This window comes from Pantoea sp. Ft-CA_14, assembly GCF_024520875.1.
Lineage (GTDB): Bacteria > Pseudomonadota > Gammaproteobacteria > Enterobacterales > Enterobacteriaceae > Pantoea > Pantoea agglomerans.
In genome coordinates, this window is sequence record NZ_JALNPM010000009.1 from 161,893 (window position 1) to 186,963 (window position 25,071).

The following is a 25,071-nucleotide window of genomic DNA, read 5'->3' on the forward strand; positions in this document are numbered from 1 at the left end:
CTCTCTGAACCTGTTGATGAGCATGTTCACGCCTGCCCCTCACGCTTCGGCATATTCTGCAAATCCCTTCCGTACCTGGACAATGCTGGCGGGCCTGCAAATAATGGAGGGACGTTTGAACAGGGAAACAGGAATGAAAAACGAAACAGGTCTGAGGATCATGACTGCTGAGGGGGAGTTGCGTGGATGCATGGACGATGACCTTTTCGTATTCAAAGGCATACCTTATGCGGCGGCACCGCTTGGCGCACTGCGCTGGCGTCCGCCACAGCCGGTTACGCCCTGGCAGCAGGTGCGCGACGCCACCGCGTTTGGGGCTTCCGGCTGGCAAAATCGCACTTACTGCCAGGCCGTGGGCGGTGGCGATCCGGGTGAGTTCAGCGAAGACTGCCTCTACCTTAATGTCTGGACGCCCGATGTCGCGCCCGTGAAACCCCTGCCGGTAATGGTATGGCTGCACGGTGGTGGCTACACCATTGGTGCTGGCGGGCTGGCACCTTACAACGGCAAGCCGATGGCTTCACGCGGCGCGGTGGTGGTGACGCTCAACTACCGGCTAGGCCATCTCGGTTTCTTCTCTCATCCGGCCCTGGATGCTGAATACCCTGTTGCCAGCACGGTCAACAATTTTGGCCTGCTGGATCAGATTGCCGCACTGCAGTGGGTGCAGCGCAACATTCCTGCCTTTGGCGGCGACCGCCGCAATGTGACACTTTTCGGTGAATCCTCAGGCGCACGCAGCGTGCTGTCACTCTGCTGTTCGCCACTGGCCGAAGGGCTGTTTCATAAAGGGATTGTGCAGAGCGCCTACAGCCTGCCTGATACGCCGCTGAAAAAAGCGCGTCAGCAGGGTATGGCGGTGGCCCGCCATTTCGGTCTGCCGCCCGATGCCAGCGCTGATGACCTGCGCGCACTGCCTGCCGATGCCTTCTGGTCGCTGGAAGGGCCGCTGGCGATCCCGCCGGTGCCGATTGCGGGTGACGCTGTTCTGCCTGAGCCGATGCTGAAAACCTTTATGGCTGCAAAACAGCACCGTCTGCCGCTGATGGCGGGCAGCAACAGCGATGAAGCCAGCGTGCTGGAATATTTTGGCGTGGATGCCACCGCAGTGTTGCATCAGCTACGCGATAAAAATCGTCTCACTTACCGGACGCTGAAATGGATGTATGACATTCATGACGATCAGCGGCTGGGACGTGCCGTGGCGCGCGATATGGCCTTCAGCCTGGTGCCGTGGCTGGTGATGCGGGCGCAGCACAATGCCGGAATGCCAGGCTGGCGCTACTGGTTTGATTATGTCTCTGAACATGCCCGTGACCTCTATCCGCACGGCACCTGGCACGGCAACGAAGTGCCTTATGTGCTGAACACGCTGAGTCAGATGCCGGATCCCAACGAAGAACGACCCTTCAGTGAGGCCGATCGGGCATTTGCGGCACGGGTCAGCGAATACTGGTTTACCTTTGCCCGTGATGCTACGGAATACAAGCATCAGCTGGAGGGGGAAGTCGTGTGGCCAGCCTGGCACCCAGGCTCTGACGTGACAATGTCACTCGGTGATGATCGGAAGAGCGGGCTGGTTCTGAAGCGGAACTTTATGCGCGCCCGTATGCGGCTTTTCCGGCTATTAATGACTCGTATGGTCAGGCTTTAAACGGCAGCTCATGGTTAGCCTGCTAACCATCAAATTGCGCGAATGGAATTAATCTGCTTTTTAAAGGTTAACCTGCTGAATAAAAAGGCTATAAAGTGAAATTTGCCTTAGGGACGCTGTAAAATATTAGGTAACAAAACAGTTACATCTTCACAATCGCATGCCGATAAACCTCCTATGCCCGACGCTTGCGGGTCAACGTGTATAGGATTTTGGTATGGGAATGCTCAAAAATTTTACCATTCGCGCAGTGATGCTCTCTATTCTGGGACTGTTTTGTTTACTGTGGAGCGGCGTCGGGCTGTATAGCATTCACTCTCTTGGCGCGCTCAGCGAAGGGAATGATGTGGACCGTCATCTGGTTGAGCAAATGACGGTGCTGAGCAAAGGCAACGATCAATATTTTCGTGTCATCACGCGCTTATCCCGCGTGATGGAAAGCAAAGCCGCAGGTCAGACCCTGAACGATGAGGCTTATGCTCCGGTGCAGCAGGCGCTGGACAGCATGACCCAGCAACTGGCGCGCTTTAAACAACTGGCACCCGGCCCGATGAACCCGGATGTCGTGGATGGGGTGATTCAGAGCTGGCAAAAGCTGCTGGATGCGGGCGTCACGCCACAGTTGCAGCTGGCCCGTCAGGCCTCGCCTGATGCTTATCGTCAGCAGGCAAATAACGTTACACCGCCACTCAGTCGTGCCTTTGGCATCAGCGCAGAGAAATTCAGCCAGGGCGCAGCTGAAAAGCTGGATGCAACCCGGGTTGAAGTGGATCACCTCACCGCGATGACCAAAACGATTATTACCATCACGGTAATTATCGGCCTGTTTATTCTGCTGTTTACCGACCGCTATCTGGTGGCGATGCTGGTCCGTCCGCTGGAAAGTATCCGTACCCACTTCGCGGTCATTGCCACGGGCGACCTGAGTCAGCCGGTATCCGATTTCGGACGCAACTGCGTCGGTAAACTGGTGCCGCTGCTGAGCGCCATGCAGGATAGCCTGCGTGAAGCGGTCAGCGCCATTCGCAGCGGCACTGAGAATATCTCGCGCGGTGCCGCAGAGATTTCTGCCGGTAACAACGACCTCTCTTCACGTACCGAAGAGCAGGCCGCTGCGCTCGAACAGACTGCGGCCAGCATGGAGCAGTTGACGGCCACGGTAAAATTCAACGCCGATAATGCCCGCCAGGCCAGCCTGCTGGCAGAAACCGCCACCACCACGGCACAACGTGGCGGTCAGCTGGTCAGTGAAGTCGTCAGCACTATGGATGGCATCTCAGGCAGCTCGAAGAAAATCGCTGAAATCACTAACGTGATCAACGGCATCGCTTTCCAGACCAATATTCTGGCGCTGAACGCCGCCGTCGAAGCGGCACGTGCTGGCGAACAGGGGCGGGGTTTTGCGGTCGTTGCCTCTGAAGTGCGTAACCTTGCACAGCGCAGCGCCAATGCCGCGAAAGAGATTGCGACGCTGATTGAAGATTCGGTTCAGCGTGTAGGTAAAGGCGCCGAGCTGGTCAGCACCACCGGCGGCACCATGAACAATATTCTGAAATCGGTGCAGGATGTTGATGCGATCATGAAACAGATTGCTTCCGCCTCAGAAGAGCAGAGCAAAGGCATCTCTCAGGTGGGTGCTGCGGTAACCGAAATGGATAGCGTGACCCAGCAGAACGCCTCACTGGTTGAAGAGGTTTCTGCCGCGGCGAGCGCACTGGCATTGCAGACGGAAGCGCTGCAGGCTTCTGTGTCGAAGTTCCGTCTCTCCAGCAACCGCCAGACCGCACCGGTCATCACGAATAAACCTGCCGCGCCGAAAGCAACCGTGCTGAGTGCGCCTCAGGCTAAACCGGCGGATAACGGCGACTGGGTCACCTTCTGATCCCTGCACAGCCACGCCACCAGCTCCGCCAGGAACGGTGGCGCATCCTGCGCGGGCCGTTTCAGTAAACTGTAAACCGCACCGGTTTTTGCCTCGCCAGCGAACGGCTTAATCAGCCTGCCGCTGGCTATATCACTCTCCACCAGATTGCTGTCGGCCATCGCCACACCAAACCCCTGAATCGCTGCACTGATCGCTAAGTCCATGGTGGCAAAATGCTGGTTCCGCTTCATGTTCAGCGTCACCTGCTGCGCCTGCAGCCAGCACTGCCAGTCACGCGTATCTGCCGTCGGATGCAAAAAGGTCATTGTGGCCAGTGCCGCCGGGGAGTCCGGGCGGGGTTGATCGGCCGCCATCACTGGCGTCAGCGACTCACTGAACAGGCAAATTCCGTCAGGGTGCGGCTTACCATAGACAATCGCCACATCGAAGTTCTCCAGCTGCGCGGCATGATCCAGCGTGGTGGTCAGGGCCACATGCAGTTCAGGACGATGATGCTCCAGCGCCATCAGCCGGGGCACCAGCCAGCGCATCGCACAGGTTGGCGCTTTCAGGCGAATGCTGACCTGACTACGGCGGACCTTCTCGCTGGCCTGAACCATCAGCTCAAAACCCTGCTGTAAGTCGGGCAGCAGCGCCGCGCCCTGAGGGGTCAGGCGCAGACCGCGCGCGTGGCGGTCAAACAGCGTCACGCCCAGCCACTGCTCCAGGGCGGCAATCTTACGACTGACGGCGCCCTGCGTCAGGCAAAGTTCGCGGGCAGCGTGAGTCAGATTGAGATGTCGGGCGGTCACCAGAAAGGCGTGAATGGCATTAAGCGGCAGCGATAAGCGTGACACGGTGAACCTCAGCTATGCATTTTTGTCATGGCTATTATGACGACATTTCGCTTGCCGACTCAAGTCGCAGCCCGTTGAATAGCTATTTACCGCATCTGAGCGGTTAAGCCCCTGACGGAGAGAGTATGTCCCTGAAAACGCCTGTCGCTATCCACTCAAAATTGCCGGACGTCGGCACCACTATTTTCAGCGTGATTGGCCAGCTTTCGGCGCAGCATCAGGCGATTAACCTGTCGCAGGGCGCGCCCAATTTCCCCTGTGATCCGGCGCTGGTCGACTCAGTCAGCCGCGCGATGCAGGAAGGACATAATCAGTATGCCGCCATGATGGGCTTGCCCGCCTTACGCGACGCGCTTGCCAGCAAAGTGCAGGCGCTCTATGGACAACAATATGATGCCACCAGTGAAGTGCTGATCACCGGCAGCGCCAGCCAGGGGCTCTATATGGCGATTACCGCGCTGGTTCATCAGGGCGATGAGGTGATCTTCTTTGAACCGGCGTTTGACAGCTACGCGCCGGTGGTGCGGTTGCAGGGCGGTAAACCGATTGGCCTGAAGTTGCAGGTGCCGTCATTTGCTATCGACTGGGATCAGTTGCGGGCAGCAATCACGCCGCGCACCCGGATGATCATTATTAATACGCCGCACAACCCCAGCGCGCAGGTGCTGACCCCCGACGACCTGAATCAGCTGGCAGCCTTAATCCGCAACACCGATATCGTGGTGCTCTCCGATGAGGTTTACGAGCATATTCTGTTTGATGGGCGACCGCATTGTGGGATGGCGACGCATCCGGAGCTGGCAGCCCGCAGCGTCATTGTCTCTTCGTTTGGCAAAACCTTCCACGTCACCGGCTGGCGGGTAGGCTACTGTCTGGCACCGGCAGAGCTGATGACTGAGCTGGTGAAAGTGCATCAGTTTATGATGTACGCCGCCGATACACCGATGCAGGTCGGTTTCGCACACTATCTGCAGACGCCAGAGAACTATCTGTCGCTCAGTGCCTTCTATCAGCAGAAGCGCGATCGGCTGATTGCCCTGATGCAGAACTCCCCGTTCCGGCTGCTGCCGAGTGCTGGTTCGTTCTTTATGCTCGCCAGCTATGGACATTTCAGTGACGAACCGGACAGTGAAATGGTAAAACGTCTTATCGTCGATCACGGTGTGGCGACCATACCGCTGTCGGCGTTTTATATGGATGGCACAGATAACAAACTGATTCGGCTCTCTTTTGCTAAAGACGAGGCGACACTTGAGGCTGGCGCGGCTGCGCTATGTGCTTTTTCTCACTGATTCACGCCACCGCGTGAGGCAGCTCGGGGAACAGGTAACCAGGACTTTTCGGGGTAAATAACATAATGAAGAAACTGAACGCGCTTTTTCTCGCTCTGGGCATGATGACATCGGTACAGGCACTGGCACAGGATTTACGCTACGGCGTGGAGTCACAATATCCGCCTTTTGAAAGCCGCAATGCTAAAGGGGAACTGGAAGGCTTTGATATCGAGCTGGGCAATGCCATCTGTAAGGCGGGCAACTTCAGCTGCCACTGGGTTGAGAGCAGCTTTGATGCGCTGATCCCGGCACTGCAGGCGAAAAAGTTCGACGCCATTAACTCGGCGATGAACATCACCGAAGCGCGCGCCAGAAGCATTGCGTTTACGCAGCCGATCTACCGTATTCCGACCATGTTAGTGGCGAAGACCGGTGAAAATCTGGCACCGACTGCCGAAGGTCTGAAGGGCAAGAACATCGGTGTATTACAGGGATCCATCCAGGAAACCTATGCGAAGAAGCACTGGGAGCCGCAGGGTGTGACCGTGACCTCGTATCAGGATCAAAACCAGGTTTACAACGACATGGTCGCGGGCCGTCTGGATGGCACACTGGTGATGTCCGCTGCCGGTCAGTCTGGCTTCCTCGATAAACCGCAGGGCAAAGGCTTTGGGTTTGTTGGCAAGCCAGTCGAAGATGACGCGATTCTTGGTTCAGGCATCGGCTACGGCCTGCGCAAAGATGACGCGCAGCTGAAGCAGTCACTGGATGCGGCGATTGCTAAAGTGCAGGGCGATGGCACCATCAAAAAGCTGGCTGAAAAATATTTCCCAGGCATTGATGTCAGCGCGAAGCCATAATCGCAATCGGGCGCGTTCTGCGCCCGATTCCTCCGCTTATTCCGCCGCCAGATAACAGAGCTTTTCCGCCACCTGATAGGACTTCACAAACGACGTTACCGGCAGAAATTCGAAGCGTGAATGGAAGTTGTGCGCGCCGGTAAAGAAGTTCGGCGTCAGCAGACCTTTGGCTGACAGCGCGGCACCGTCTGTACCGCCACGCATCGGAATCACCTTCGGCTCAATCTCCAGCGCGGCAAAAGCACTGAAGATCAGGTCAATCGCCCGACGATCCTCGCCCAGGGCATTGCTGATATTGCTGTAAGTATCGCTGATACTCACGTTCACCTTGCCGGTGGGGTAACGCGCCGCCAGATCCTCTGAGGCCTGCTGCAACTGTTGCTTACGTGCCGCAAAGCTGGTCAGATCAAAATCACGGATTGAGGCCTTCAGCGTTGCCTTGCTGGCGTTGGCCTGAATCTCATTGAACCAGATATAGCCTTCACGGCCTTCAGTGTGCTCCGGGGTCTGCTGCCGATCAAACAGGCTGATGTAGTCATGGGCCATCAGCAGCGGATTGACCAGCACCCCTTTGCCCGACATCGGATGGGCGGGTACACCGGTAAACACAATTTCTGCAGCGGCACCGTTGAAGTTTTCATAGACCACTTCGCCCAGTTCGCAGCAGTCGATGGTCCAGGCGAAATCAACATTAAAGCGCGTTTCCAGATCCAGCGCTTTCGCGCCGCGCAGCCCAATCTCTTCGTCCGGCACAAAGGCCACCACGATGTCGCCGTGGTCGCCGTTAAGGTTCTGCATCAGCGTCATCACCACGGTGACCGCCGCTTTGTTGTCCGCGCCCAGCACGCTGGTGCCGTCGCTGAAGATCACCTGCTGACCGACGTAGGGCGCGATCTCCGGATGTTCATCGCGGCGCAGCCAGATATCCTGCTCTGCATTCAGACAGAGATCTTCGCCCTGCCAGGTGAGGATCTGCGGGTGGATATCGGGCGACAAACCGACATCAACGGTATCGATATGCGTAATAAACCCGATGCGCGGCGCGTCAGGCCGGTTGCCGCGTTTCACCGCCGTCACCGTAGCATGCTCATCAATCACTACCTCATCCAGCCCTGACGCGCGCAGCTCATCCGCCAGCAGTTCCGCCATGGCGTGCTGGCTCGGCGTGCTGGGCAGGGTGGTGGATTTGGCATCGCTCTGACTGCTGATGGCGAGGTAACGGAAAAAACGTTCTGTGAGCTGCGACTCAAGTTTGTCTGTCATCACTATTCCTTATTAGTCAGCCACCGGCGGGGTTCGTTATGGTGCCGAATCGTGCTATCAATGAAGCATCTGAATGATTCATTTAGATATTGTGATCACCGGAAGTCAATACAAAGCGAGGATAATAATGAAAATCAAGATAGCCACCTTAGCGCTTGTTACGGCTGGGATAGCGCTGGCTGGCAGCGTTAACGCCAAAACGCTGGTCTTCTGTTCTGAGGGATCGCCAGAGAACTTTAACCCGCAGCTCTATACCTCCGGGACCAGCGTTGACGCCAGTGCGGTGCCGGTTTTCAACCGGCTGGTGGACTTTACGCCTGGCACCACCAACCTGGTGCCCAGCCTGGCGGAACGCTGGGAAATCAGCCCGGATGGCACGGTTTACACCTTCCATCTGCGCAAGAACGTGAAGTTTCAGAGCAATAAAGCCTTCAAACCCAGCCGCGACTTCAACGCCGACGATGTGATCTTCTCGTTTATGCGCCAGATGGACCCTAAAAATCCCTACCACAATGTCTCTGGCGGCACTTATTCCAACTTCGAAAGCCTGGAACTCTCCACGCTGATTAAAAGTATCGACCGGGTTGATGACCACACCGTGCGTTTTACGCTGTCCCATCCGGAAGCGCCGTTCCTTGCCGATCTCGCCTGGTACTTCGCCTCGATCCACTCGGCGGAATATGCAGACGCGATGCTGAAAGCGGGGACGCCGGAGAAGGTCGATATGAACCCGATCGGCACCGGACCGTTTGAGCTGGTGCAGTATCAGAAAGATTCCCGCATTCTCTACAAAGCGTTCCCGGACTACTGGCAGGGCAAGGCGAAACTCGATCGGCTGGTGTTCAGCATCACGCCGGATGCCTCCGTGCGCTACGCCAAGCTGGAGAAGAACGAGTGTCAGGTGATGCCTTTCCCTAATCCCGCCGATCTTGAAAAGATGCGCGCTAACCCGGATATCACCCTGGAACAAAAGGCGGGTCTGAATACCGGCTTCCTGGCGTTTAACACCACTAAAGCGCCAACCGATAACGTTAAAGTGCGTCAGGCGCTGGCGATGGCGATCAACAAACCGGCAATAATCGAGGCGATTTTTAAAGGCACCGGCACGGTTGCGAAAAATATCCTGCCACCGGGCGTCTGGAGCGCCGACAAAGATCTGAAAGATTACGACTACGATCCAGAGAAGGCCAAAGCCCTGCTGCAACAGGCGGGTGTGAAACCGGGTACCGAAATTGCGCTCTGGGCGATGCCGGTTCAGCGGCCTTACAACCCGAATGCGCGCCGCATGGCGGAGATGATTCAGTCGGACTGGGCTAAAGTGGGCATCAAAGCCAATATCGTCAGCTATGAGTGGGGCGAATACCTGAAACGCGTGCGCAGCGGCGAGCATCAGGCGGCGCTGATGGGCTGGACCACCGCCACCGGCGATCCGGACAACTTCTTTGGCCCGCTTTACAGCTGTACCTCTGCACAGGGCGGTTCCAACTCCTCAAAATGGTGCTATCAGCCGTTCGAGAAGTTAATCACCGAAGCCCGCGCCGAGCCGGATCAGGGCAAACGCACCGCGCTCTATCTGCAGGCACAGCAGATGATGCATGACCAGATGCCTGCGGTGATGATTGCGCACTCCACCATCTTTGAGCCGGTGCGCAAATCGGTCAGCGGCTATCAGGTCGATCCGTTCGGCAAGCACATCTTCTATCAGGTGGATATTAAGCAGTAAACGGTAACAGCTATCAGCAGGGGCGCATACACATGTGGGCCTCTGCTGTCTGGCTCAGCTTAAAAAGAACTGACAGCAATAAATAAGTTCAATGCGAAGGGAACATGCCCCGAAGAGGAAAGCGTCCCGCCGCCCGGATAAAAACGCCGGGAGCGTTTTTGAACAACGCAACGCGTTGGCCCGGCTACGGGCGCACCTCAGGGATGAGGTGCGTAATCGCGCGGGCCGAGCATGCCATGGAGGCCGGCTTTTGCGACTTTCCGATCGGGTCGTGTTCCCTAAGCCAGCACTATCTGACAGCCATCCAGCGCAGACTTTAACAACCAAACTCCTTTAAGCCTGTATCACTCATCCCATCCTCACCTGCTGATCCATCTCCGTTAGCCGCTGCTGCAAAAACTGCAGAAACAGCGTCAGCGCCGCATTCCGCTGGCGGCCGGACACCGTCTGAAGCTGCAACGTTCGCTGACTCAGCTGATCCACCCCCATCGAACGCAACACCAGATTTTGCGTGTTGCGCTCAAACAACAGGGTAAACGCACTGCAAATGGTTACTGCCTGCGGTGTATGCAGCAAAAAGTGGTAGAGCGTAGCGAAATAGTCGCAGGTCAGCACCGGCTCGACCACGCAGTCATTCATCTGACAGGAGAGGTCAAACAACTGCCGCACGGTAGTATGCTGACCTGGCAACGCCAGCGGCCAGCCATGCAGATCGGCCAGCGTCACCTGACGCGACGCCAGCGGATGCGACAGATGCATCGCCAGTAACACCGGCGCCGGCCACGAGCCGAGCACCTCAACGCTGCGCTCCGGCTGCAGACTGAACTGCAGCGCAACATCACATTCCCCAGCCCTGACGCATGCCGCCACGCCCTGCGAGTGCGTCACGTTAAGCGCAAACAGCACGCCGGGATTGGCCTGACGAAACTCCGCCAGCAGACCCGGCAGCAGACTGAACGCCATTCCGTCGGTACAGGCGATGCGGATCAGGCTGCGCCGCATTGCTTTCAGCCCCTTAATCTCCGCCAGCGCATATTCCATATCGAGCTGACTCTTGCGCACATGATGCGCGAATATTTCACCGGCTTCGTTCAATACCATGCCGCGTGCATGCCGCTCAAACAGCGGCACACCCACCTGCGTTTCCAGGCGCTGGATCTGGCGACTAATCGCCGACACCGCCACAAAGAGCTGCTCGCTGGCGGCGCTGAGCGATCCGCACTGTACGACCGCCAGGAAATAGCGGATCTCACTGCTTAACATGGTCACTCCAACAAAACGCATCATAAAAGGGCAGGCGTGGCTTGCTTTAAAAGCAAGGCTCACTCGATAAATTAATAATTGTGGCAAAGAGAGAAGTTTGTCAAAGATAAAGCACGATAAAAAGAACAGACAGGGCAAACATGACAGAGCAACAGACCGTTGACCAGGCGATGCACTATTTCGACAGTGGCGAGTTTCAGCAGCTGCTGGCACGACGAATTTCCTGCGTAACTGAAAGCCAGCACGCCAGCAGGCAGGTGGAGCTTGAGATCTATCTGCAGCAGGAGATTGGCCCGCAGCTGGCGGCGATGGGCTTTACGCTGCACCCGTTTGAGAATCCGCAGCCCGGCAGCCCGCCGTTTCTGATCGCCACGCTCATTGAAGATCCCTCCAGACCGACGCTGCTCTGCTATGGCCACGGCGATGTGGTGTTCGGCGACGATGAGAACTGGCGCGACGGTTTATCACCGTGGCGACTCACGGCTGAAGATGACCGCCTGTATGGGCGCGGCAGTGCGGACAACAAAGGCCAGCACTGCATCAATCTCGCGGCGCTGGAGCAGGTGTGGCAGGCACGCGGTGGCGCACTGGGCTTCAACTGCAAAATTTTGTTTGAAATGGGTGAAGAGATCAGTTCACCGGGGCTGGCGGAGATTTGTCAGCAGCAGCGGGCGCTGTTACAGGCCGACCTCTTTATCGCCTCTGATGGCCCGCGACTGAACGCGGTGCGGCCGACACTGTTCCTGGGTTCGCGTGGCGCGGCGAACTTTCGTCTGACTATCAGGGCGCGCGACAACGCCTATCACTCCGGCAACTGGGGCGGACTGCTGAGCAATCCCGGCACCCAGCTGGCGAATGCGCTCGCCTGCCTGGTGAATGCACAGGGTGTTTTGCAGGTCGCCGCGCTGAAACCGGACTCCCTGACCGATGCGGTGCGCGCCATCCTCAGTGATATCGAGGTGGGCGGAATGCCGGGCGATCCGGCGCTGGCCGACGGCTGGGGCGAGCCGGGACTGACGCCTGCGGAGCGTCTTTATGGCTGGAACACGCTGGAGGTGCTGGCGTTTGAAACCGGTAACCCGGCACGCCCGATGAACGCCATTCCCGGCAGCGCCACGGCGGTGTGTCAGCTGCGATTTGTGGTCGGCACCGACTGGGAAAATCTGGTCCGGCATGTCGAAAGTCACCTGCATCAGCACGGCTTCGATAACGTCAGCGTGGAGTTTATGCGCGGTTCACCTGCAACGCGACTCGATCCGCAGGATCCGCTGGTGGCCTGGGCGCTGGACACGCTGGCCCGCAGCAGCGGTAAAAAACCGGCGCTGTTGCCCAATCTCGGCGGTTCACTGCCCAATGAGGTATTTGCCGATATCCTCGGCCTCCCGACGCTGTGGGTGCCCCATTCCTATCCGGCCTGCGGCCAGCACGGCGTTAACGAACACATGCTCACCTCTGTTGCACGTGAAGGGCTGGCGATCATGACCCGCCTTTTCTGGCAACTGGGTGAAGAGGGCGAACAACTGATGTCGCGCCACCATCAGTGGCGGAGAGGTGAACAATGAGCAGCATCGCGCAGAGTACTCCGCAGGTGAAACCGAGCCTGCACAAAACGCTGTTCGCTACCTGCATTGGTAACGCGCTGGAGTGGTTCGACATCGCAGTGTATGGCTTCTTCGCCAGCTACATCGCGCACGTCTTCTTTCCGGTCAGCGATCCGTCGGTGTCGCTGCTGCTGACCTTCGGCAGCTTCGGCATCTCATTCCTGATCCGTCCCCTGGGTGCCATCGTGCTGGGCAACTATGCCGACCGTCATGGCCGTAAAAAAGCGCTGCTGCTCTCAATCAATCTGATGATGCTGGGCGGGGCGATCATTACCTTTATGCCGGGTTACGCCACTATTGGTCTGGCGGCGCCGCTGCTGATTATTCTGGCTCGTCTGATTCAGGGCTTCTCTGCCGGGGGCGAGTTTGGCAGTTCCACCGCTTTCCTGGTAGAGCACTTTCCCGAGCGCAAAGCCTTTATCGCCAGCTGGCAGTTCGCCACACAGGGCGCCAGTACTCTGATGGCATCGGCGTTCGGCCTGGGGCTGACACACTGGCTGAGCGAAAGCGAGATTCAGGCGTGGGGCTGGCGTATCCCGTTTGCCTTCGGCTTACTCATTGGGCCGCTGGGGATCTACATTCGCCGTCACGTGCAGGAGCCCGCCAGCTTTGCGACGCAGGAGAAGGAAGCCGCACCGCTGAAAACGCTGTTCGGGCGGCAGAAAGCGCTGATCACCCTGGCGATTGGGGTGATGGTGATCTCGACCGCGGTCAACTACATGCTCAATTACATTCCGACCTACGCCACCAAAACGCTGCATCTGCCGGGATCGGTGGCCTTCACCGCCACGCTGGTCGCAGGGATTATCCTGACGGTGGTGACGCCCATAATGGGATTGTGGGCGGAGCGGATAGGCCGATTGCCGCTGATGTGGGGATCGCTGCTGCTGTTGATGGTCACGATCTATCCCGCCTTCAAATGGATGGTCGATCACACTACGCCCACCACGCTGATCCTGCTGGTGGCGTGGATGGCGCTACTCAAGTCGGTCTATTTCTCCACGGTGCCGTCGGTGATGGCCGATCTCTTCCCGGCGACCACGCGCGCCAGCGGCATGGCGATCAGCTACAACGTGGCCGTGACGGTATTTGGCGGGTTTGCACCGCTGATTTGCAGCATGCTGATTGCCGCCACCGGCAGCAGTCTGGCGCCTGGATACTACCTGATGGCTGTGGCGGTGCTGAGTGGCATCGCGCTGCTGCGCTGCAGTAAGCGGGTGGCATAAAAGAGTGGGCCAATTACTGGCCCACTCTGGTACTGACAACGTCAGGTACGGGAGGCGGTAAGATCGAGCCAGTGATTAACTGAACTGTAAATAGGCAACATGGGTCTGCAGATACTCCTCCAGACCATGTTTTCCATCGGCACCGCCGACACCCGATTTACGCCACCCGGCATGAAATCCCTGCATCGCTTCGAAGTTTTCACGGTTAACATAGGTTTCGCCGAACTTCAGCTTTCGCAGCGCGGTCATGGTGGTATTCAGATTCTGCGTATAAATCGAGGAGGTCAGCCCATACTCGCAGTCGTTGGCCAGCGTAATCGCCTCGTCAAGCGTTTTAAAACTCATCACCGGCAGAACCGGGCCAAAAATCTCCTCCTGCATAATCGCCATCTCCTGGCGCACCTCAGTCAGCAAGGTGGGTTGGAAAAAGAAGCCTCTGTCTCCGGCGCGCTTGCCGCCCAGAACCACTTTCGCCCCTGCGGCGACGGCCTCTGCCACCTTCTGCTCCACCCGATCCCGTGCTGCGGCATTAATCAGCGGACCCATATCGATATCGCTGCGTTCGGCCGGGTCGCCAAATGTCACCTGCTGAAACGCGGCGGTCAGTGCGCTGATAAAACGATCGTAAATGCCTTCCTGCACATAGAGCCGCTCTACGCAATTGCAGACCTGTCCGCTGTTAATGATCCGCGAGCTGACGACCGCCCGCACAGCCAGCTCGAGGTCGGCATCATCCATCACGATGGCAGGGGCTTTGCCACCCAGTTCCAGCGACACTTTGGTGACATTTTTAGCCGCGGCTTCCATGGTGGCAATGCCCGCACCGACGCTTCCGGTCAGACTCACCAGACCGACCTTAGGATTTGCCGCCAGCTCCTGTCCCACTTCCGGTCCCAGACCATAAACAAAGTTAATGACGCCAGCAGGCAGACCCAGCTTTTGTATGATGTCGGCAAAAAGTGCCGCATTATTCGGTGTCAGCTCACTGGGTTTGATCACGATGGTGTTTCCGGTGATCAGGGCCGGTGCCGCTTTGCGGGCAATGAGGAAGAAGGGGAAATTCCACGGCAGTATTCCGGTAGTGACGCCGATCGCTTTTTTGAACAGGAAGATATTTTCGTTGGGGCGGTCACTGTTGATGATCTCACCTTCATAGCGACGCGCCCACTCCGCCATGTAGTCGAGGTAGTCGGCGGTGAACATCACTTCGGTCTTCGCCAGCCCCTGGGTTTTTCCACCCTCAGCCACAATGGTTGCCGTCAGTTCAGGCTCACGCTGGCGGATAGCGGTGGCAATTTTGTGCAGCCAGACGCCGCGCTCTACTGCAGGCAGCGCTTCCCATCCAGGCTGAGCCACTTCTGCGGCGCTGATGGCAAGGCTGGCATCCTGACGACTGCCCTGGGGAATACGGGACAGCAACGCCTCCGTGGACGGATTGATCACTTCAATCCAACGGTCACCCTGATGGGCTACAAATTCGCCATTAATGAAATGTTGATGATGTGTTGTCATTCGCTTAGCTCTCCGCTATCGATACGTTGCAGTAATGTGATAGCAGGGTGAAACAGATTGCTCAGGGCTACCTTTAGCTGATTGCCAGCTGCCGGGAGCGGCTGGCAGCCAATCACAGATATCGGTGAGTTCTGCGGCAAAAACGTCAATATGTTGTAGATTTAAAGGAGTGAAGTGGTGATAAAGGGGTTAAATCATGGCAAATGGATGGGCGTCAGAAGGCGCAGTACAGGAACAGATCGATAGCACCGTCAATGACGGCATTGAGCGGGTAAGACAGTCGATCGGACAGGGCGAAAGCGCCACCGAATGTGAGCTCTGCGGCGAGCCGATTCCCGAAGCGCGTCGTCAGGCGCTTAAAGGCGTGCACTATTGTGTGGCGTGTCAGGAAAAAATCGACAAGCAGCAGCAGACCAGCAGTTTATATAACCGTCGGGGCAGTAAAGACAGTCAGTTGCGCTGACCTTCAGGAGCCTGGCATCGCCAGGCCACTGCCAATAAACCACGCCAGAAAGCCCACGCCCGCCACAATGATGGCGATCGGAAACAGAATTCCAATTCTCATAATTTACCTGCTGCAAACAGCGATTTCAGGGGCTGCGATCTTATCATGAGATCTGCAATACGGCGCGGTGGGTTTTCAGCAGAGTGAACAGCTGGAACTGCGTTGCATCATTTTCCTCCCGCAACACCTCACCTTTTTTATAGAGAATATGGTGAACATGTCCGAGCTGACGCCAGACCACTATCGCTGAGGCGATCAGGGCGCAATGCTGATCCGCCTGCACACACTCAAGGGTGGCATAGTGGGTTTCATCCAGGCCATTCACAAACACCTTTATCGCATCTGCAGGTAATATCGCGCGCAGATCATCCAGCATGACCTGGCTGACTGACTGCGAAAGAAACAGCGTTAACCACTTTGTCGTCATCCCATTCCCTGATCCGATCAATTTTCCCCAGTTTATACGACCTTGCCCGCGTTAATGAAAGGCTTCTTTGCACATTTGCCAACCTTCCCTTGTGAATGGCAGTCAGATCAGAATTGTGCTGCGCCACACAGCAAAAATGAAAAAAACATTGAATAATAAGTTACTTACTTAACTAATCGTCCGGTTTTCTGACAACGGTGAAATTGTGATCCCTGATGGGCACAACGGGTAAATATTGCCACTTCACTGTGGCTTCCGGCATTTATCCAAAGGCTGAGGAATTCCTGCTGAACGTAGACTGCCTGCTGAGCGGAAGCAGACAGGTTTCCGACAGGCCTCAACCTAACCGGGGAATAACAATGAACAGTGCCATTATTGCGGGTATCTTCTGGCATTTTGTCGGAGCTGCCAGCGCCGCGTGTTTCTACGCGCCTTTTAAACAGGTGAAAAGATGGTCATGGGAAACCATGTGGTCGATCGGTGGCCTGATGTCGTGGCTGATCCTGCCGTGGGCGGTAAGTGCCATTTTACTGCCAGATTTTATGGCCTATTACAGCAGCTTCTCGCTTTCCCAGCTGACGCCGGTATTTCTGTTTGGCGCGATGTGGGGCATAGGCAATATCAACTACGGCCTGACCATGCGTTATCTCGGCATGTCGATGGGAATCGGTATCGCGATTGGCATTACCCTGGTGGTCGGCACGCTGATGACACCGCTTCTGCAGGGGCGCTTTGGTGAGCTCTTCGCGTCGGCGGGTGGCCGGTTAACCTTGCTGGGCGTACTGGTGGCACTGATTGGCGTCGGGATTGTGTCGCGTGCCGGGCTGTTAAAGGAGCGGGCGCTGGGGATTAACGCAGAAGAGTTTAATCTCAGAAAAGGACTGGTGCTGGCGGTGATGTGCGGCATCTTCTCGGCGGGTATGTCCTTTGCCATGGATGCGGCTAAGCCCATGCATCAGGCCGCCGCTAATCTGGGCATCGATCCGCTGTATGTAGCTCTGCCCAGCTACGTGATCATTATGGGCGGCGGGGCTCTGGTTAATCTGGCCTTCTGTTTCTGGCGGCTGGCCACCCGGCCAGAGCTGTCGGTGCGTAAAGACTTCTCGGTCGGGAAGTCGCTGCTGATTACCAATACCGCTTTTGCGGTGCTCGGCGGCACCATGTGGTATCTGCAGTTCTTCTTCTATGCCTGGGGCCATGCCAGAATCCCGGCGCAGTATGACTATGTCAGCTGGATGCTGCACATGAGTCTATACGTCCTGTGTGGTGGTCTGGTGGGGCTGCTGATGAAGGAGTGGAAGTCTGCGGGACGCCGCCCGGTCAGCGTGTTATCAATCGGCTGTGTGGTGATTATCATTGCCGCCAATATTGTGGGACTTGGCATGGCGGCCTGATCGCGAATAGTGACTCTGTCTTTATGCAGGCGGGGCCTGCCAGACTGATGGCTCACTCCGTCGGGGTTTTACTTACAACAACACATTAGTTTAATTCGCAGGCACTGTTTCCCGGCAATGTGGAACAGCTTTTCTCTGTTACCTCAACGGGCCTGCTATGCAGGCCCGTTTTATTAAGACGCGGCACTTTTCAGTGCCTGGCGTGGCGCGATAAATTGCTGTCGCCAGGCGCTGGGAGGTAAACCGGTGTCACGGGTGAAAACCACCGAAAAATAGTTACTGTCATCAAAGCCGCAGCGGGCAGCAACCTCACTAATCAGACAATCCTGGGTGCGCAGCAGATATTTTGCCTGACAGAGCTGCAGCTGACGCAGGTAATGACCGATGGTCATCCCGGTCTGCTGACGGAAAAGCTGCCTCAGCGCCCGTTCGCTGAGCTGGTTCTGCTGACAAAACTCCGCGAGATCAAAGGGGCGGGCAATCGCACCCTGTAACGCTGACATCAGCAGATCGAGCTGTTCCCCCTCCGGCAACGCCCAGGGGCGGTCGGCCGCGTAGCCGTGGCGGCGCAGAATCAGCGCCAGCTGTAAAAACAGCGCCTCCGAGAGCTGAACTGAAAGGGGGTCGCTTTTGCGGCTTTCACGCTCCAGCTGGCTGATCACTCCCCGGGCCAGCGCCATCCCTCGCGTGGTCAGCCGCCAGCCGCCTGGCGCATCCGGTCCCTGTTGCGGCAGCAGCTGATTCCAGTCAAGGGCAAGACCAAAGCGATCCCGACAGTAGAGGATGTTATCCAGCACCAGATCGTTAACGCTGTCGTAGCTGTGGCAGTCACTGTCGCGGATATAAAAAACGTCGCCACAGGTAATCAGCCAGGGGCGATCGTTGAGGACGTGCAGGCCATTGCCGCGCCAGACAATCACGATTTCACTGAACTCGTGTCGATGCGGCGGGAAAGAGGGTTGTGGCATCCTTTCGGCGACCGCCACCGGTAGAGTAGTGGCGGGAAAATAGTCATCCCGACTGAGTATCAATGCCATGATTGGCTCCTTTACATCATCTGCTGGCGCTCCGCTCGCGGTGCGCAGCCAAATTCGCGCCTGAACAGGGTTGAGAAATGGTTGCTGTCCCCAAATCCACACTGGAAGGCGATATCGGTAATTCGCATATCACTGTGACGCAGCAGATGACGGGCCTGCAACAGCCGCACACGGTTCAGGTAGCGCTGCGGCGTGCTACCGGTTTGCTGCTTCATTTGCCGATGCAGGGTACGCAGCGACAGGGAGAAGCGGTCAGCCAGTTCATCCCAGATAATCTCATCACTGTAATGCTCACCCAGCCAGTCGAGCAGACGATGCAGCCGCGCCTCCTGATCCTGACTCTGTCCGTCAATGCACGCCTCACGCAACAGCACCAGCAACTGTAAAAAGAGCTGTTCCTGACGCGCCTGTTTTTCCATCGACCAGGTATCATCCGGCTGCATCTGCGCCGCCACACTCAGCGCCTGCGTCATCACCTTTTGATTGATGCGCCAGTGGGAAGCATATTGCCCGTCCTGATCGCAGGGCAGTAAAGCCTGTAACCCGGAGAGAAAGCGAAACGCGCCGGGGCTGCGATAAAGCACGTTGGTCAGGCAAAGGTTGTCGGTCTGCTCATAAAGATGACGATCGTGATCGCGCACAAAGCAGACGCAACCGGCGCACAGCGTTTGTGGCTGACCATTAAACACATGAATGCCAGAGCCTTGCTCAACCAGCACAATTTCATGGAAATCATGATGATGTTCCGGGAAGGCGGCCTGGGGTACGCGGGGTTCAATCGCAATGGCGTAATCGCCTTCGGGGAAAAAATCCGCACTGTGCAATATGGTCATGGTCATCTCTCGCTGCTTAACAAAACCGTAACGCAGTCTAATCAGCACGCTCTAACCTTACCTTGAATTTTCAGCCTGACTCAGCAGGAATCATGCTGATTTTTCAAGAAATCCTCAGCAGTTAACAGATTTGCGGCAGGGGTCACATCCTCCTGCCTTTCGCCTCTGTGATCTCTCTCACGAAGTTCTTTGCAAGTCTGCCAGGGCTTATCAGCCGCTGGCACTCCGGGGAAGGTCTTTAACCGGCCAGGTTTTTACTCTGTGACCACTCAATCACAGGGAAAAGTCGCCATGACCAGGAGAAACATTGTTGCTATTGATCTCGGGGCATCCAGCGGGCGCGTCATGCTCGCAAGCTGGGATGCTGCGCAGCGCCAGCTCGCGCTTCGTGAGGTCCGGCGCTTTAAAAATAAGCGCCAGCGTCGTGCCGGTTATGACTGCTGGGATCTGACGATGCTTGAGCAGGAGATACGCGCCGGGCTGGCTCAGTTAGATGAAGAGAAGATCGTGCCAGACAGTATCGGTATCGACACCTGGGGCGTTGATATGGTGCTGCTGGATGCAGAGGGCGAGCCGGTGGGTGAGGCGGTCAGCTACCGCGATGCGCGCACCCACGGCCTGATGGAGCAGGCGCAGCACGAACTGAGCCGCAGTGCCATCTACGCCCGAACCGGCATTCAGTTCCTGCCATTCAATACGCTCTATCAGATGCGCGCCCTGCATCAGCAGCAGCCCGACTGGCAGACCCGCGTGGCGCATGCGCTGATGATGCCGGACTACCTGCATTATCGCCTGACCGGAAATCTCAACTGGGAATACACCAACGCCACCACCACGCAAATGCTCAATATTCACAGCGGCGAATGGGATCGTGATCTGCTCGCCTGGGCGGGCGTTGCTCCTGAATGGTTCGGCCAGCCGCAGGCACCGGGCAACACCGTCGGCCACTGGGTCAATAGCGCAGGTGTCCCGGTCCCGGTTATTGCTGTCGCCACCCACGACACCGCCAGCGCGGTTCTGGCAACGCCGCTAATGCAGGACGATGCCGCCTATCTCAGTTCCGGAACCTGGTCGCTGATGGGCTTTGAAAGTTTGCAGCCTTATGCCTGCGATGGCGCGTTACGCGCCAATATCACCAATGAGGGCGGCGCAGAAGGCTACCGCGTACTGAAAAATATCATGGGCTTATGGCTGTTGCAGCGCATCTGCGGCGAACTTCAGATTGACGATCTCAGCGCACTGATTGATCAGACGGCCCGCCAGCCCGCCTGTGTTTCACTGATTAGTCCCAACGATGCGCGCTTCATCAATCCCGACAGTATGGTTAACGAGATTCAGAACGCCTGCGCAGAGCAGGGAATGCCGGTGCCACAATCTGCCGCCGCGCTGGCCCGCTGCATATTTGACAGCCTGGCACTGCTCTATCGCGAGGTGATCCAGGAGCTGGCAGAGCTGCGAGGCAAACCTTTCAGCCAGCTTCACGTGGTAGGGGGCGGCAGCCAGAACCGTTTTCTTAACCAGCTCTGTGCCGATGCCTGCCAGATTCCGGTGCTGGCAGGTCCGGTTGAAGCCTCCACGCTGGGTAACGTTGGTTGCCAGCTGATTGCACTTGGCGAACTGATCGATGTGGCTGATTTCCGCTGCAGCGTCATCAACAACTTCCCACTGGAAAAATTCGAACCGCAAACTCACAGCGTCTTCAGTGCCAGTCAGGCACGCTTCGCGACGCTGAGTCAACCCGCTAAGGAACCCGCTTATGACTAAGCAGATTGAACAGGCTTTTGAACTGGCTAAACAACGCTACGCTGACAATGGAGTTGATGTTGAACAGGCCATTCGCCAGCTGGACGGCATTCCTGTCTCGATGCACTGTTGGCAGGGGGACGATGTCCGGGGCTTTGAGAACCCACAGGGCGCATTGACTGGCGGCATCCAGGCGACCGGCAACTATCCGGGGCGGGCACGCAATGCCAGTGAATTACGCAGCGATATCGACAAGGCGATGTCTCTGATCCCAGGCGCAAAACGTCTGAACCTGCACGCTATCTATCTGGAAAGTGACAAGCCAGTAGATCGGGATGCCATTGAACCTGCCCATTTCGCCAACTGGGTCGCCTGGGCGAAAGAGCACAACTTAGGGCTGGATTTTAACCCCAGCTGCTTCTCGCATCCGATGAGTGCCGACGGTTTTACGCTGTCGCACAGTGATAAAACCGTGCGTCAGTTCTGGATCGATCACTGCAAAGCGAGTCGCCGCATCTCCGCTTCGTTTGGTGAGCAGCTTGGCACGCCATCAGTGATGAATATCTGGGTGCCGGACGGCATGAAAGATATTACCGTGGATCGCCTGGCCCCGCGTCAGCGTCTGATGAGTGCACTGGATGAGGTCATCTCAGAAAAACTGAACCCGCAGCACCATATCGACGCGGTTGAGAGCAAGCTGTTTGGCATTGGCGCAGAGAGCTACACCGTGGGCTCCAATGAGTTTTATCTTGGTTACGCCGCCAGCCGCCAGACGGCACTATGCCTGGATGCGGGACATTTTCATCCCACCGAAGTGATCTCCGACAAAATTTCTGCCGCGATGCTCTATGTGCCGCGTCTGCTGCTGCACGTCAGCCGCCCGGTGCGCTGGGACAGCGACCATGTGGTGCTGCTGGATGATGAAACTCAGGCGATCGCCAGCGAGATCGTCCGCCATCAGCTGTTCGACAAAGTGCATATCGGACTCGATTTCTTCGACGCCTCTATCAACCGGATTGCCGCCTGGGTTATCGGCACCCGTAACACTAAAAAAGCGCTGCTGCGTGCTCTGCTGGAGCCAACCGACCGTCTGCGCCAGGCCGAGAACGAGGGCGATTACACCGCGCGGCTGACGCTGCTGGAAGAGCAAAAATCATTGCCGTGGCAGGCGGTATGGGAAGCCTGGTGCCTGCGCCATGACGTCCCGGCTGATGCCAGCTGGTTAGGCGACGTCCGTCATTATGAACAACAGATTTTGAGCCAACGTTAAGGATTTCACTATGCAAAGCATTCTTTCTTCCGGGTTTGTTAAGGGAATGGTCAAAGCAACCAGCGATATGTGGCTGAAGGGTTGGGACGAACGTAACGGCGGCAACGTCAGCCTGCGTCTGCTGGAAGAGGAGGTTAAACCTTTTGCCGCTGATTTCTGCCTGCAACCGCGCTGTATTGAGCTGACACAACCTGCGCCGGCGCTGGCGAACGACTGGTTTCTGGTGACCGGGTCAGGAAAATTCATGCGTAATGTCCAGCTTGATCCGGCGGATTGTCTGGCACTGCTGCAGGTCGATGACAAAGGGCTCTCTTATAAAATTCACTGGGGCCTGTCGAATGGCGGTTTGCCCACCTCTGAGCTGGCGTCACACTTTCAGTCTCACGCGGTGCGTAAAGCGGTCAGTAATGGTGCAGACCGGGTGATCATGCACTGTCACGCTACCAACTTTATGGCCTTAAGTTATGTAGTTGAGATGGATTCCGCCCGCTTTACCCGTCTGCTGTGGGAAGGGAGTACCGAATGTCTGGTAGTGTTCCCGGACGGTGTGGGTGTTTTACCCTGGATGGTACCCGGCACCGATGAAATCGGCACCGCGACAGCCGGGCAGATGCAGTCACATACCCTGGTGATGTGGCCATTCCACGGTGTCTTTGGCACGGGCCCGACACTCGATGAGACTTTTGGTCTGATTGATACGGCGGAGAAATCGTCAGAAGTGATCGTCAAAGTGCTGTCGATGGGCGGTATTCGTCAGAGTATCACCACAGAACAGCTGGTTGCATTGGGTGAGCGCTTTGGTGTGAAGCCGTGGCAACCGGCGCTGGATGCAGGGCCTGCTAATGCTGCGTAAAGCCTTTGTGATGCAGGTGAATCCTTATTGCCATGCAGAGTATGAGCGTCGGCACTCACCGATCTGGCCTGAACTGGCCGAAACCCTGAAAGCGCACGGCGCGCACAACTATGCCATCTGGCTGGACGCCGAGCGGCATCTGCTGTTCGCCAGTGTTGAGATTGAATCTGAGGAGCGCTGGAACGCGGTGGCAGAAACGGAGGTCTGTCAGCGCTGGTGGGCGTCAATGAAAGATCTGATGCCGTCGAATGCAGATAACAGCCCGATCAGTGAGCCGTTAAAACCGGTTTTCTTTCTGGAATAAAAACCGGAATAAAAGATGAAAAGGGCGGCATCGCCGCCCTGATATTTTTAACGCTTAGCCTGACACAGGCCGGTGAGTGTCGGCCACATCGCCATCAGCGTATCAATAATGCTCTCCAGATCGTCACGCTCAACGCCTTCACGCGCCCGCACCGACATGCCCTGCAGCATACAACTCAGATAACGTGACAGCGCGGGAATGTTTACTGACGCACTCAGTTCACCACGCTGCTGACGCGCCAGCAGAAAATCCTTTAACACATGCTCCTGCGACTGATGCTGCTGTTGCAGCATGGTGGCAATCTCTGCTGAAGCCGCAGACAGGGCGGTTGAGGTGCAGATAAAGAAACAGCCGCCGGGAGAGTCGCGTTCGGTAAAACAGGCCGCGGTGGCGCGGAAATAGGCTTCAATAGCCCGATGCACCGGTAACTGGTCATCGCCCAATGCCGCTTCACGCCATGCACTGAACTTCTCCACATAGCGCTCCATCGCCGCGCGAAACAGTCCCTCTTTATTAACAAACTCGGCGTAGAGGGTTGGCGCTTTCGCGCCGGTTGCGGCCACCAGATCGGCCAGAGAAGTTCCCTCGTAACCGTGCGTCCAGAACAGGGTCAGAGCTTTATCGAGCGCTGCTTCGCGATCGAACACTTTTGGTCGGCCGCGGCATTTCTTTACATCGCAATCCTGAACCTGACTCATACACCCTCACTGACAGTAAAACACCCTATTAAATTACCGATCATTATAAAAATGTGCAAGGCCTGGCGTGGATGTCGCCGGCAGGGGTTGCCATTTTGTGCGCCAGCGCATTATTACAGCCCCTTAGGTTAAGTCAGAAAAGAGGCTGAAGCCCATAATCACGCCACTCCGCGAATAAAATAACGCTCATTAAATAAATGTTGACGACAAACCGTATCGGGGTCTATCATTTGTTTAACGGTCATTAATTAAATAGTGACAACCCATTCAGACCAACCGAATTTTAATATTGAATAGAGAGATTATTATGAAAAACATCAAAACCACCCTGGCAGCACTGGCACTGACGACTCTGACTTTTGGCGCATCTGCCGCTGACCTGGTGACCAGCGAACCTGTTAATCAGCAGCCAGTTGGCACCATCTCTGTACTGGGCGGCACCAATCTGTCTTCTGTTGAAGCGCAGCTGAGTGCTAAAGCGGATGAAGCGGGTGCGAAATCGTTCCGCATCACCTCAACCAGCGGCCAGAACAAACTGCACGGCACGGCTGTGATTTATCAGTAATTTTGATTTCAACAGAATAAGTGAGAAGGGGTTCGTTATGAAAAGTATCAATATGATGGTCGTGGCGGCTGTGCTAAGCGGTCTGTCATTTGCCAGCGTAGCGGCCCAGCAGGTCAGCAGCACACCGCTGGATCAGCAAAAAATCGGTGTCATCAGCGCAACGGGCAGTACTAATCTGCTTTCGCTGGAGCAGCAACTGTCAGAAAAGGCCAGCGATGCAGGAGCAAAGTCTTTCCGCATCACTTCGACCTCTGGCAGCAACAACCTGCATGGCACAGCCGTTCTTTATAGATAAAGTGATCGGTAAATAACCCTGAACAGGCTTCAGATAACCCGCTTATCTGA

The 25,071-nt window shown here is 56.5% G+C and carries 24 protein-coding genes; 15 read left to right on the forward strand and 9 right to left on the reverse strand.

Annotated features, from left to right (window positions below; all coding sequences use genetic code 11):
• The first annotated feature begins 133 nt into the window (after positions 1 to 133).
• On the forward strand, positions 134 to 1,654 hold the full coding sequence (locus tag NR195_RS14960; RefSeq protein ID WP_029519079.1) for a carboxylesterase/lipase family protein: 1,521 nt from the start codon (positions 134 to 136) through the stop codon (positions 1,652 to 1,654).
• A 217-nt stretch (positions 1,655 to 1,871) separates the two neighbouring features.
• Positions 1,872 to 3,536, forward strand: a complete 1,665-nt coding sequence (locus NR195_RS14965) for a methyl-accepting chemotaxis protein (RefSeq protein ID WP_163851586.1) — start codon at positions 1,872 to 1,874, stop codon at positions 3,534 to 3,536.
• On the opposite strand, the gene NR195_RS14970 is transcribed toward NR195_RS14965, so the two are convergent.
• Positions 3,494 to 4,375, reverse strand: coding sequence for a LysR substrate-binding domain-containing protein (locus tag NR195_RS14970; RefSeq protein ID WP_010244709.1), 882 nt, complete (start codon positions 4,373 to 4,375; stop codon positions 3,494 to 3,496). The two genes, NR195_RS14965 and NR195_RS14970, sit on opposite strands and share 43 nt — an antisense overlap.
• Before the next feature lie 125 nt (positions 4,376 to 4,500).
• On the opposite strand from NR195_RS14970, the gene NR195_RS14975 reads away from it, so the two are divergent.
• On the forward strand, positions 4,501 to 5,667 hold the full coding sequence (locus NR195_RS14975; RefSeq protein WP_033787791.1) for a methionine aminotransferase: 1,167 nt from the start codon (positions 4,501 to 4,503) through the stop codon (positions 5,665 to 5,667).
• 65 nt (positions 5,668 to 5,732) lie between these two features.
• Entirely contained in the window at positions 5,733 to 6,509 is a 777-nt protein-coding gene (locus tag NR195_RS14980; RefSeq protein WP_010670199.1) for a transporter substrate-binding domain-containing protein, read from the forward strand.
• Between the two features lie 36 nt (positions 6,510 to 6,545).
• Here the strand turns inward: NR195_RS14980 and pepT are convergent, their stop codons facing one another.
• A complete protein-coding gene (gene pepT, locus NR195_RS14985; protein ID WP_060680252.1) occupies positions 6,546 to 7,772 on the reverse strand; it encodes a peptidase T in 1,227 nt (408 codons plus the stop codon).
• Positions 7,773 to 7,899: 127 nt separating this feature from the next.
• Between pepT and NR195_RS14990 the strand changes: the two genes are divergently transcribed.
• Complete coding sequence (locus tag NR195_RS14990) at positions 7,900 to 9,495, forward strand: ABC transporter substrate-binding protein (RefSeq protein WP_010244722.1); 1,596 nt, start codon at positions 7,900 to 7,902, stop codon at positions 9,493 to 9,495.
• A 348-nt stretch (positions 9,496 to 9,843) separates the two neighbouring features.
• Here the strand turns inward: NR195_RS14990 and NR195_RS14995 are convergent, their stop codons facing one another.
• Positions 9,844 to 10,758: a LysR family transcriptional regulator gene (locus NR195_RS14995; protein WP_256844666.1), complete on the reverse strand. Its 915-nt coding sequence runs from the start codon at positions 10,756 to 10,758 to the stop codon at positions 9,844 to 9,846.
• A gap of 140 nt (positions 10,759 to 10,898) precedes the next feature.
• Between NR195_RS14995 and NR195_RS15000 the strand changes: the two genes are divergently transcribed.
• Positions 10,899 to 12,320 carry a M20 family metallopeptidase gene (locus tag NR195_RS15000; RefSeq protein WP_256844667.1) on the forward strand — a complete coding sequence of 474 codons (1,422 nt, stop codon included), beginning with the start codon at positions 10,899 to 10,901 and terminating at the stop codon, positions 12,318 to 12,320.
• Positions 12,317 to 13,585: an MFS transporter gene (locus NR195_RS15005; RefSeq protein ID WP_010244731.1), complete on the forward strand. Its 1,269-nt coding sequence runs from the start codon at positions 12,317 to 12,319 to the stop codon at positions 13,583 to 13,585. The genes NR195_RS15000 and NR195_RS15005 overlap by 4 nt, the downstream gene beginning before the upstream one ends.
• 75 nt (positions 13,586 to 13,660) lie before the next feature.
• On the opposite strand, the gene aldA is transcribed toward NR195_RS15005, so the two are convergent.
• Positions 13,661 to 15,097: an aldehyde dehydrogenase gene (gene aldA / locus NR195_RS15010; protein ID WP_010244734.1), complete on the reverse strand. Its 1,437-nt coding sequence runs from the start codon at positions 15,095 to 15,097 to the stop codon at positions 13,661 to 13,663.
• Positions 15,098 to 15,293: 196 nt separating this feature from the next.
• Between aldA and NR195_RS15015 the strand changes: the two genes are divergently transcribed.
• Positions 15,294 to 15,560, forward strand: a complete 267-nt coding sequence (locus NR195_RS15015; protein WP_010244737.1) for a DksA/TraR family C4-type zinc finger protein — start codon at positions 15,294 to 15,296, stop codon at positions 15,558 to 15,560.
• Between the two features lie 3 nt (positions 15,561 to 15,563).
• On the opposite strand, the gene NR195_RS15020 is transcribed toward NR195_RS15015, so the two are convergent.
• Positions 15,564 to 15,662 (reverse strand): YoaK family small membrane protein, encoded by a 99-nt coding sequence (locus tag NR195_RS15020; protein WP_008925225.1) that lies wholly within the window; start codon positions 15,660 to 15,662, stop codon positions 15,564 to 15,566.
• 43 nt (positions 15,663 to 15,705) lie between these two features.
• Positions 15,706 to 16,029 carry a hypothetical protein gene (locus tag NR195_RS15025; RefSeq protein WP_010244743.1) on the reverse strand — a complete coding sequence of 108 codons (324 nt, stop codon included), beginning with the start codon at positions 16,027 to 16,029 and terminating at the stop codon, positions 15,706 to 15,708.
• Between the two features lie 359 nt (positions 16,030 to 16,388).
• Between NR195_RS15025 and rhaT the strand changes: the two genes are divergently transcribed.
• Positions 16,389 to 17,423 (forward strand): L-rhamnose/proton symporter RhaT, encoded by a 1,035-nt coding sequence (gene rhaT / locus NR195_RS15030; RefSeq protein ID WP_010670192.1) that lies wholly within the window; start codon positions 16,389 to 16,391, stop codon positions 17,421 to 17,423.
• A gap of 173 nt (positions 17,424 to 17,596) precedes the next feature.
• Here rhaT and rhaR read toward each other — a convergent pair whose 3' ends face one another.
• Together rhaR and rhaS are read right to left on the reverse strand one after the other, a co-directional pair.
• The gene (gene rhaR / locus NR195_RS15035; RefSeq protein WP_256844668.1) at positions 17,597 to 18,460 is read right to left on the reverse strand and encodes an HTH-type transcriptional activator RhaR; all 864 of its coding nucleotides are present in this window, start codon (positions 18,458 to 18,460) and stop codon (positions 17,597 to 17,599) included.
• A gap of 11 nt (positions 18,461 to 18,471) precedes the next feature.
• Positions 18,472 to 19,293: an HTH-type transcriptional activator RhaS gene (rhaS, locus tag NR195_RS15040; RefSeq protein ID WP_029519526.1), complete on the reverse strand. Its 822-nt coding sequence runs from the start codon at positions 19,291 to 19,293 to the stop codon at positions 18,472 to 18,474.
• Between the two features lie 291 nt (positions 19,294 to 19,584).
• Here rhaS and rhaB point away from each other — a divergent pair, with 291 nt between their 5' ends.
• From rhaB to rhaM, 4 genes are read left to right on the forward strand one after another with little or no spacing between them, the layout of a single operon-like run.
• The gene (rhaB, locus tag NR195_RS15045; protein ID WP_033757732.1) at positions 19,585 to 21,057 is read left to right on the forward strand and encodes a rhamnulokinase; all 1,473 of its coding nucleotides are present in this window, start codon (positions 19,585 to 19,587) and stop codon (positions 21,055 to 21,057) included.
• Positions 21,050 to 22,306: an L-rhamnose isomerase gene (locus tag NR195_RS15050; RefSeq protein ID WP_050680446.1), complete on the forward strand. Its 1,257-nt coding sequence runs from the start codon at positions 21,050 to 21,052 to the stop codon at positions 22,304 to 22,306. Before rhaB ends, NR195_RS15050 begins: the two co-directional genes overlap by 8 nt.
• 10 nt (positions 22,307 to 22,316) lie before the next feature.
• Positions 22,317 to 23,159 (forward strand): rhamnulose-1-phosphate aldolase, encoded by an 843-nt coding sequence (rhaD, locus tag NR195_RS15055; protein ID WP_061901427.1) that lies wholly within the window; start codon positions 22,317 to 22,319, stop codon positions 23,157 to 23,159.
• Positions 23,149 to 23,463 carry an L-rhamnose mutarotase gene (gene rhaM, locus NR195_RS15060; RefSeq protein ID WP_010670186.1) on the forward strand — a complete coding sequence of 105 codons (315 nt, stop codon included), beginning with the start codon at positions 23,149 to 23,151 and terminating at the stop codon, positions 23,461 to 23,463. The genes rhaD and rhaM overlap by 11 nt, the downstream gene beginning before the upstream one ends.
• A 47-nt stretch (positions 23,464 to 23,510) precedes the next feature.
• On the opposite strand, the gene NR195_RS15065 is transcribed toward rhaM, so the two are convergent.
• Complete coding sequence (locus NR195_RS15065; RefSeq protein WP_256844669.1) at positions 23,511 to 24,161, reverse strand: TetR/AcrR family transcriptional regulator; 651 nt, start codon at positions 24,159 to 24,161, stop codon at positions 23,511 to 23,513.
• A 307-nt stretch (positions 24,162 to 24,468) separates the two neighbouring features.
• Here NR195_RS15065 and NR195_RS15070 point away from each other — a divergent pair, with 307 nt between their 5' ends.
• Positions 24,469 to 24,726: a DUF1471 domain-containing protein gene (locus NR195_RS15070; RefSeq protein ID WP_031592385.1), complete on the forward strand. Its 258-nt coding sequence runs from the start codon at positions 24,469 to 24,471 to the stop codon at positions 24,724 to 24,726.
• A 37-nt stretch (positions 24,727 to 24,763) separates the two neighbouring features.
• Complete coding sequence (locus NR195_RS15075; protein WP_010670183.1) at positions 24,764 to 25,021, forward strand: YdgH/BhsA/McbA-like domain containing protein; 258 nt, start codon at positions 24,764 to 24,766, stop codon at positions 25,019 to 25,021.
• The last annotated feature ends 50 nt before the right edge of the window (positions 25,022 to 25,071 follow it).

Coding starts and splice junctions, on each gene's coding strand:
- NR195_RS14960 (WP_029519079.1), top strand. CDS start 134: ATGAAAAACGAAACAGGTCTGAGGATCATGACTGCTGAGGGGGAGTTG.
- NR195_RS14965 (WP_163851586.1), top strand. CDS start 1,872: ATGGGAATGCTCAAAAATTTTACCATTCGCGCAGTGATGCTCTCTATT.
- NR195_RS14975 (WP_033787791.1), top strand. CDS start 4,501: ATGTCCCTGAAAACGCCTGTCGCTATCCACTCAAAATTGCCGGACGTC.
- NR195_RS14980 (WP_010670199.1), top strand. CDS start 5,733: ATGAAGAAACTGAACGCGCTTTTTCTCGCTCTGGGCATGATGACATCG.
- pepT (WP_060680252.1), bottom strand. CDS start 7,772: ATGACAGACAAACTTGAGTCGCAGCTCACAGAACGTTTTTTCCGTTAC.
- NR195_RS14990 (WP_010244722.1), top strand. CDS start 7,900: ATGAAAATCAAGATAGCCACCTTAGCGCTTGTTACGGCTGGGATAGCG.
- NR195_RS14995 (WP_256844666.1), bottom strand. CDS start 10,758: ATGTTAAGCAGTGAGATCCGCTATTTCCTGGCGGTCGTACAGTGCGGA.
- NR195_RS15000 (WP_256844667.1), top strand. CDS start 10,899: ATGACAGAGCAACAGACCGTTGACCAGGCGATGCACTATTTCGACAGT.
- NR195_RS15005 (WP_010244731.1), top strand. CDS start 12,317: ATGAGCAGCATCGCGCAGAGTACTCCGCAGGTGAAACCGAGCCTGCAC.
- aldA (WP_010244734.1), bottom strand. CDS start 15,097: ATGACAACACATCATCAACATTTCATTAATGGCGAATTTGTAGCCCAT.
- NR195_RS15015 (WP_010244737.1), top strand. CDS start 15,294: ATGGCAAATGGATGGGCGTCAGAAGGCGCAGTACAGGAACAGATCGAT.
- NR195_RS15020 (WP_008925225.1), bottom strand. CDS start 15,662: ATGAGAATTGGAATTCTGTTTCCGATCGCCATCATTGTGGCGGGCGTG.
- NR195_RS15025 (WP_010244743.1), bottom strand. CDS start 16,029: ATGACGACAAAGTGGTTAACGCTGTTTCTTTCGCAGTCAGTCAGCCAG.
- rhaT (WP_010670192.1), top strand. CDS start 16,389: ATGAACAGTGCCATTATTGCGGGTATCTTCTGGCATTTTGTCGGAGCT.
- rhaR (WP_256844668.1), bottom strand. CDS start 18,460: ATGGCATTGATACTCAGTCGGGATGACTATTTTCCCGCCACTACTCTA.
- rhaS (WP_029519526.1), bottom strand. CDS start 19,293: ATGACCATATTGCACAGTGCGGATTTTTTCCCCGAAGGCGATTACGCC.
- rhaB (WP_033757732.1), top strand. CDS start 19,585: ATGACCAGGAGAAACATTGTTGCTATTGATCTCGGGGCATCCAGCGGG.
- NR195_RS15050 (WP_050680446.1), top strand. CDS start 21,050: ATGACTAAGCAGATTGAACAGGCTTTTGAACTGGCTAAACAACGCTAC.
- rhaD (WP_061901427.1), top strand. CDS start 22,317: ATGCAAAGCATTCTTTCTTCCGGGTTTGTTAAGGGAATGGTCAAAGCA.
- rhaM (WP_010670186.1), top strand. CDS start 23,149: ATGCTGCGTAAAGCCTTTGTGATGCAGGTGAATCCTTATTGCCATGCA.
- NR195_RS15065 (WP_256844669.1), bottom strand. CDS start 24,161: ATGAGTCAGGTTCAGGATTGCGATGTAAAGAAATGCCGCGGCCGACCA.
- NR195_RS15070 (WP_031592385.1), top strand. CDS start 24,469: ATGAAAAACATCAAAACCACCCTGGCAGCACTGGCACTGACGACTCTG.
- NR195_RS15075 (WP_010670183.1), top strand. CDS start 24,764: ATGAAAAGTATCAATATGATGGTCGTGGCGGCTGTGCTAAGCGGTCTG.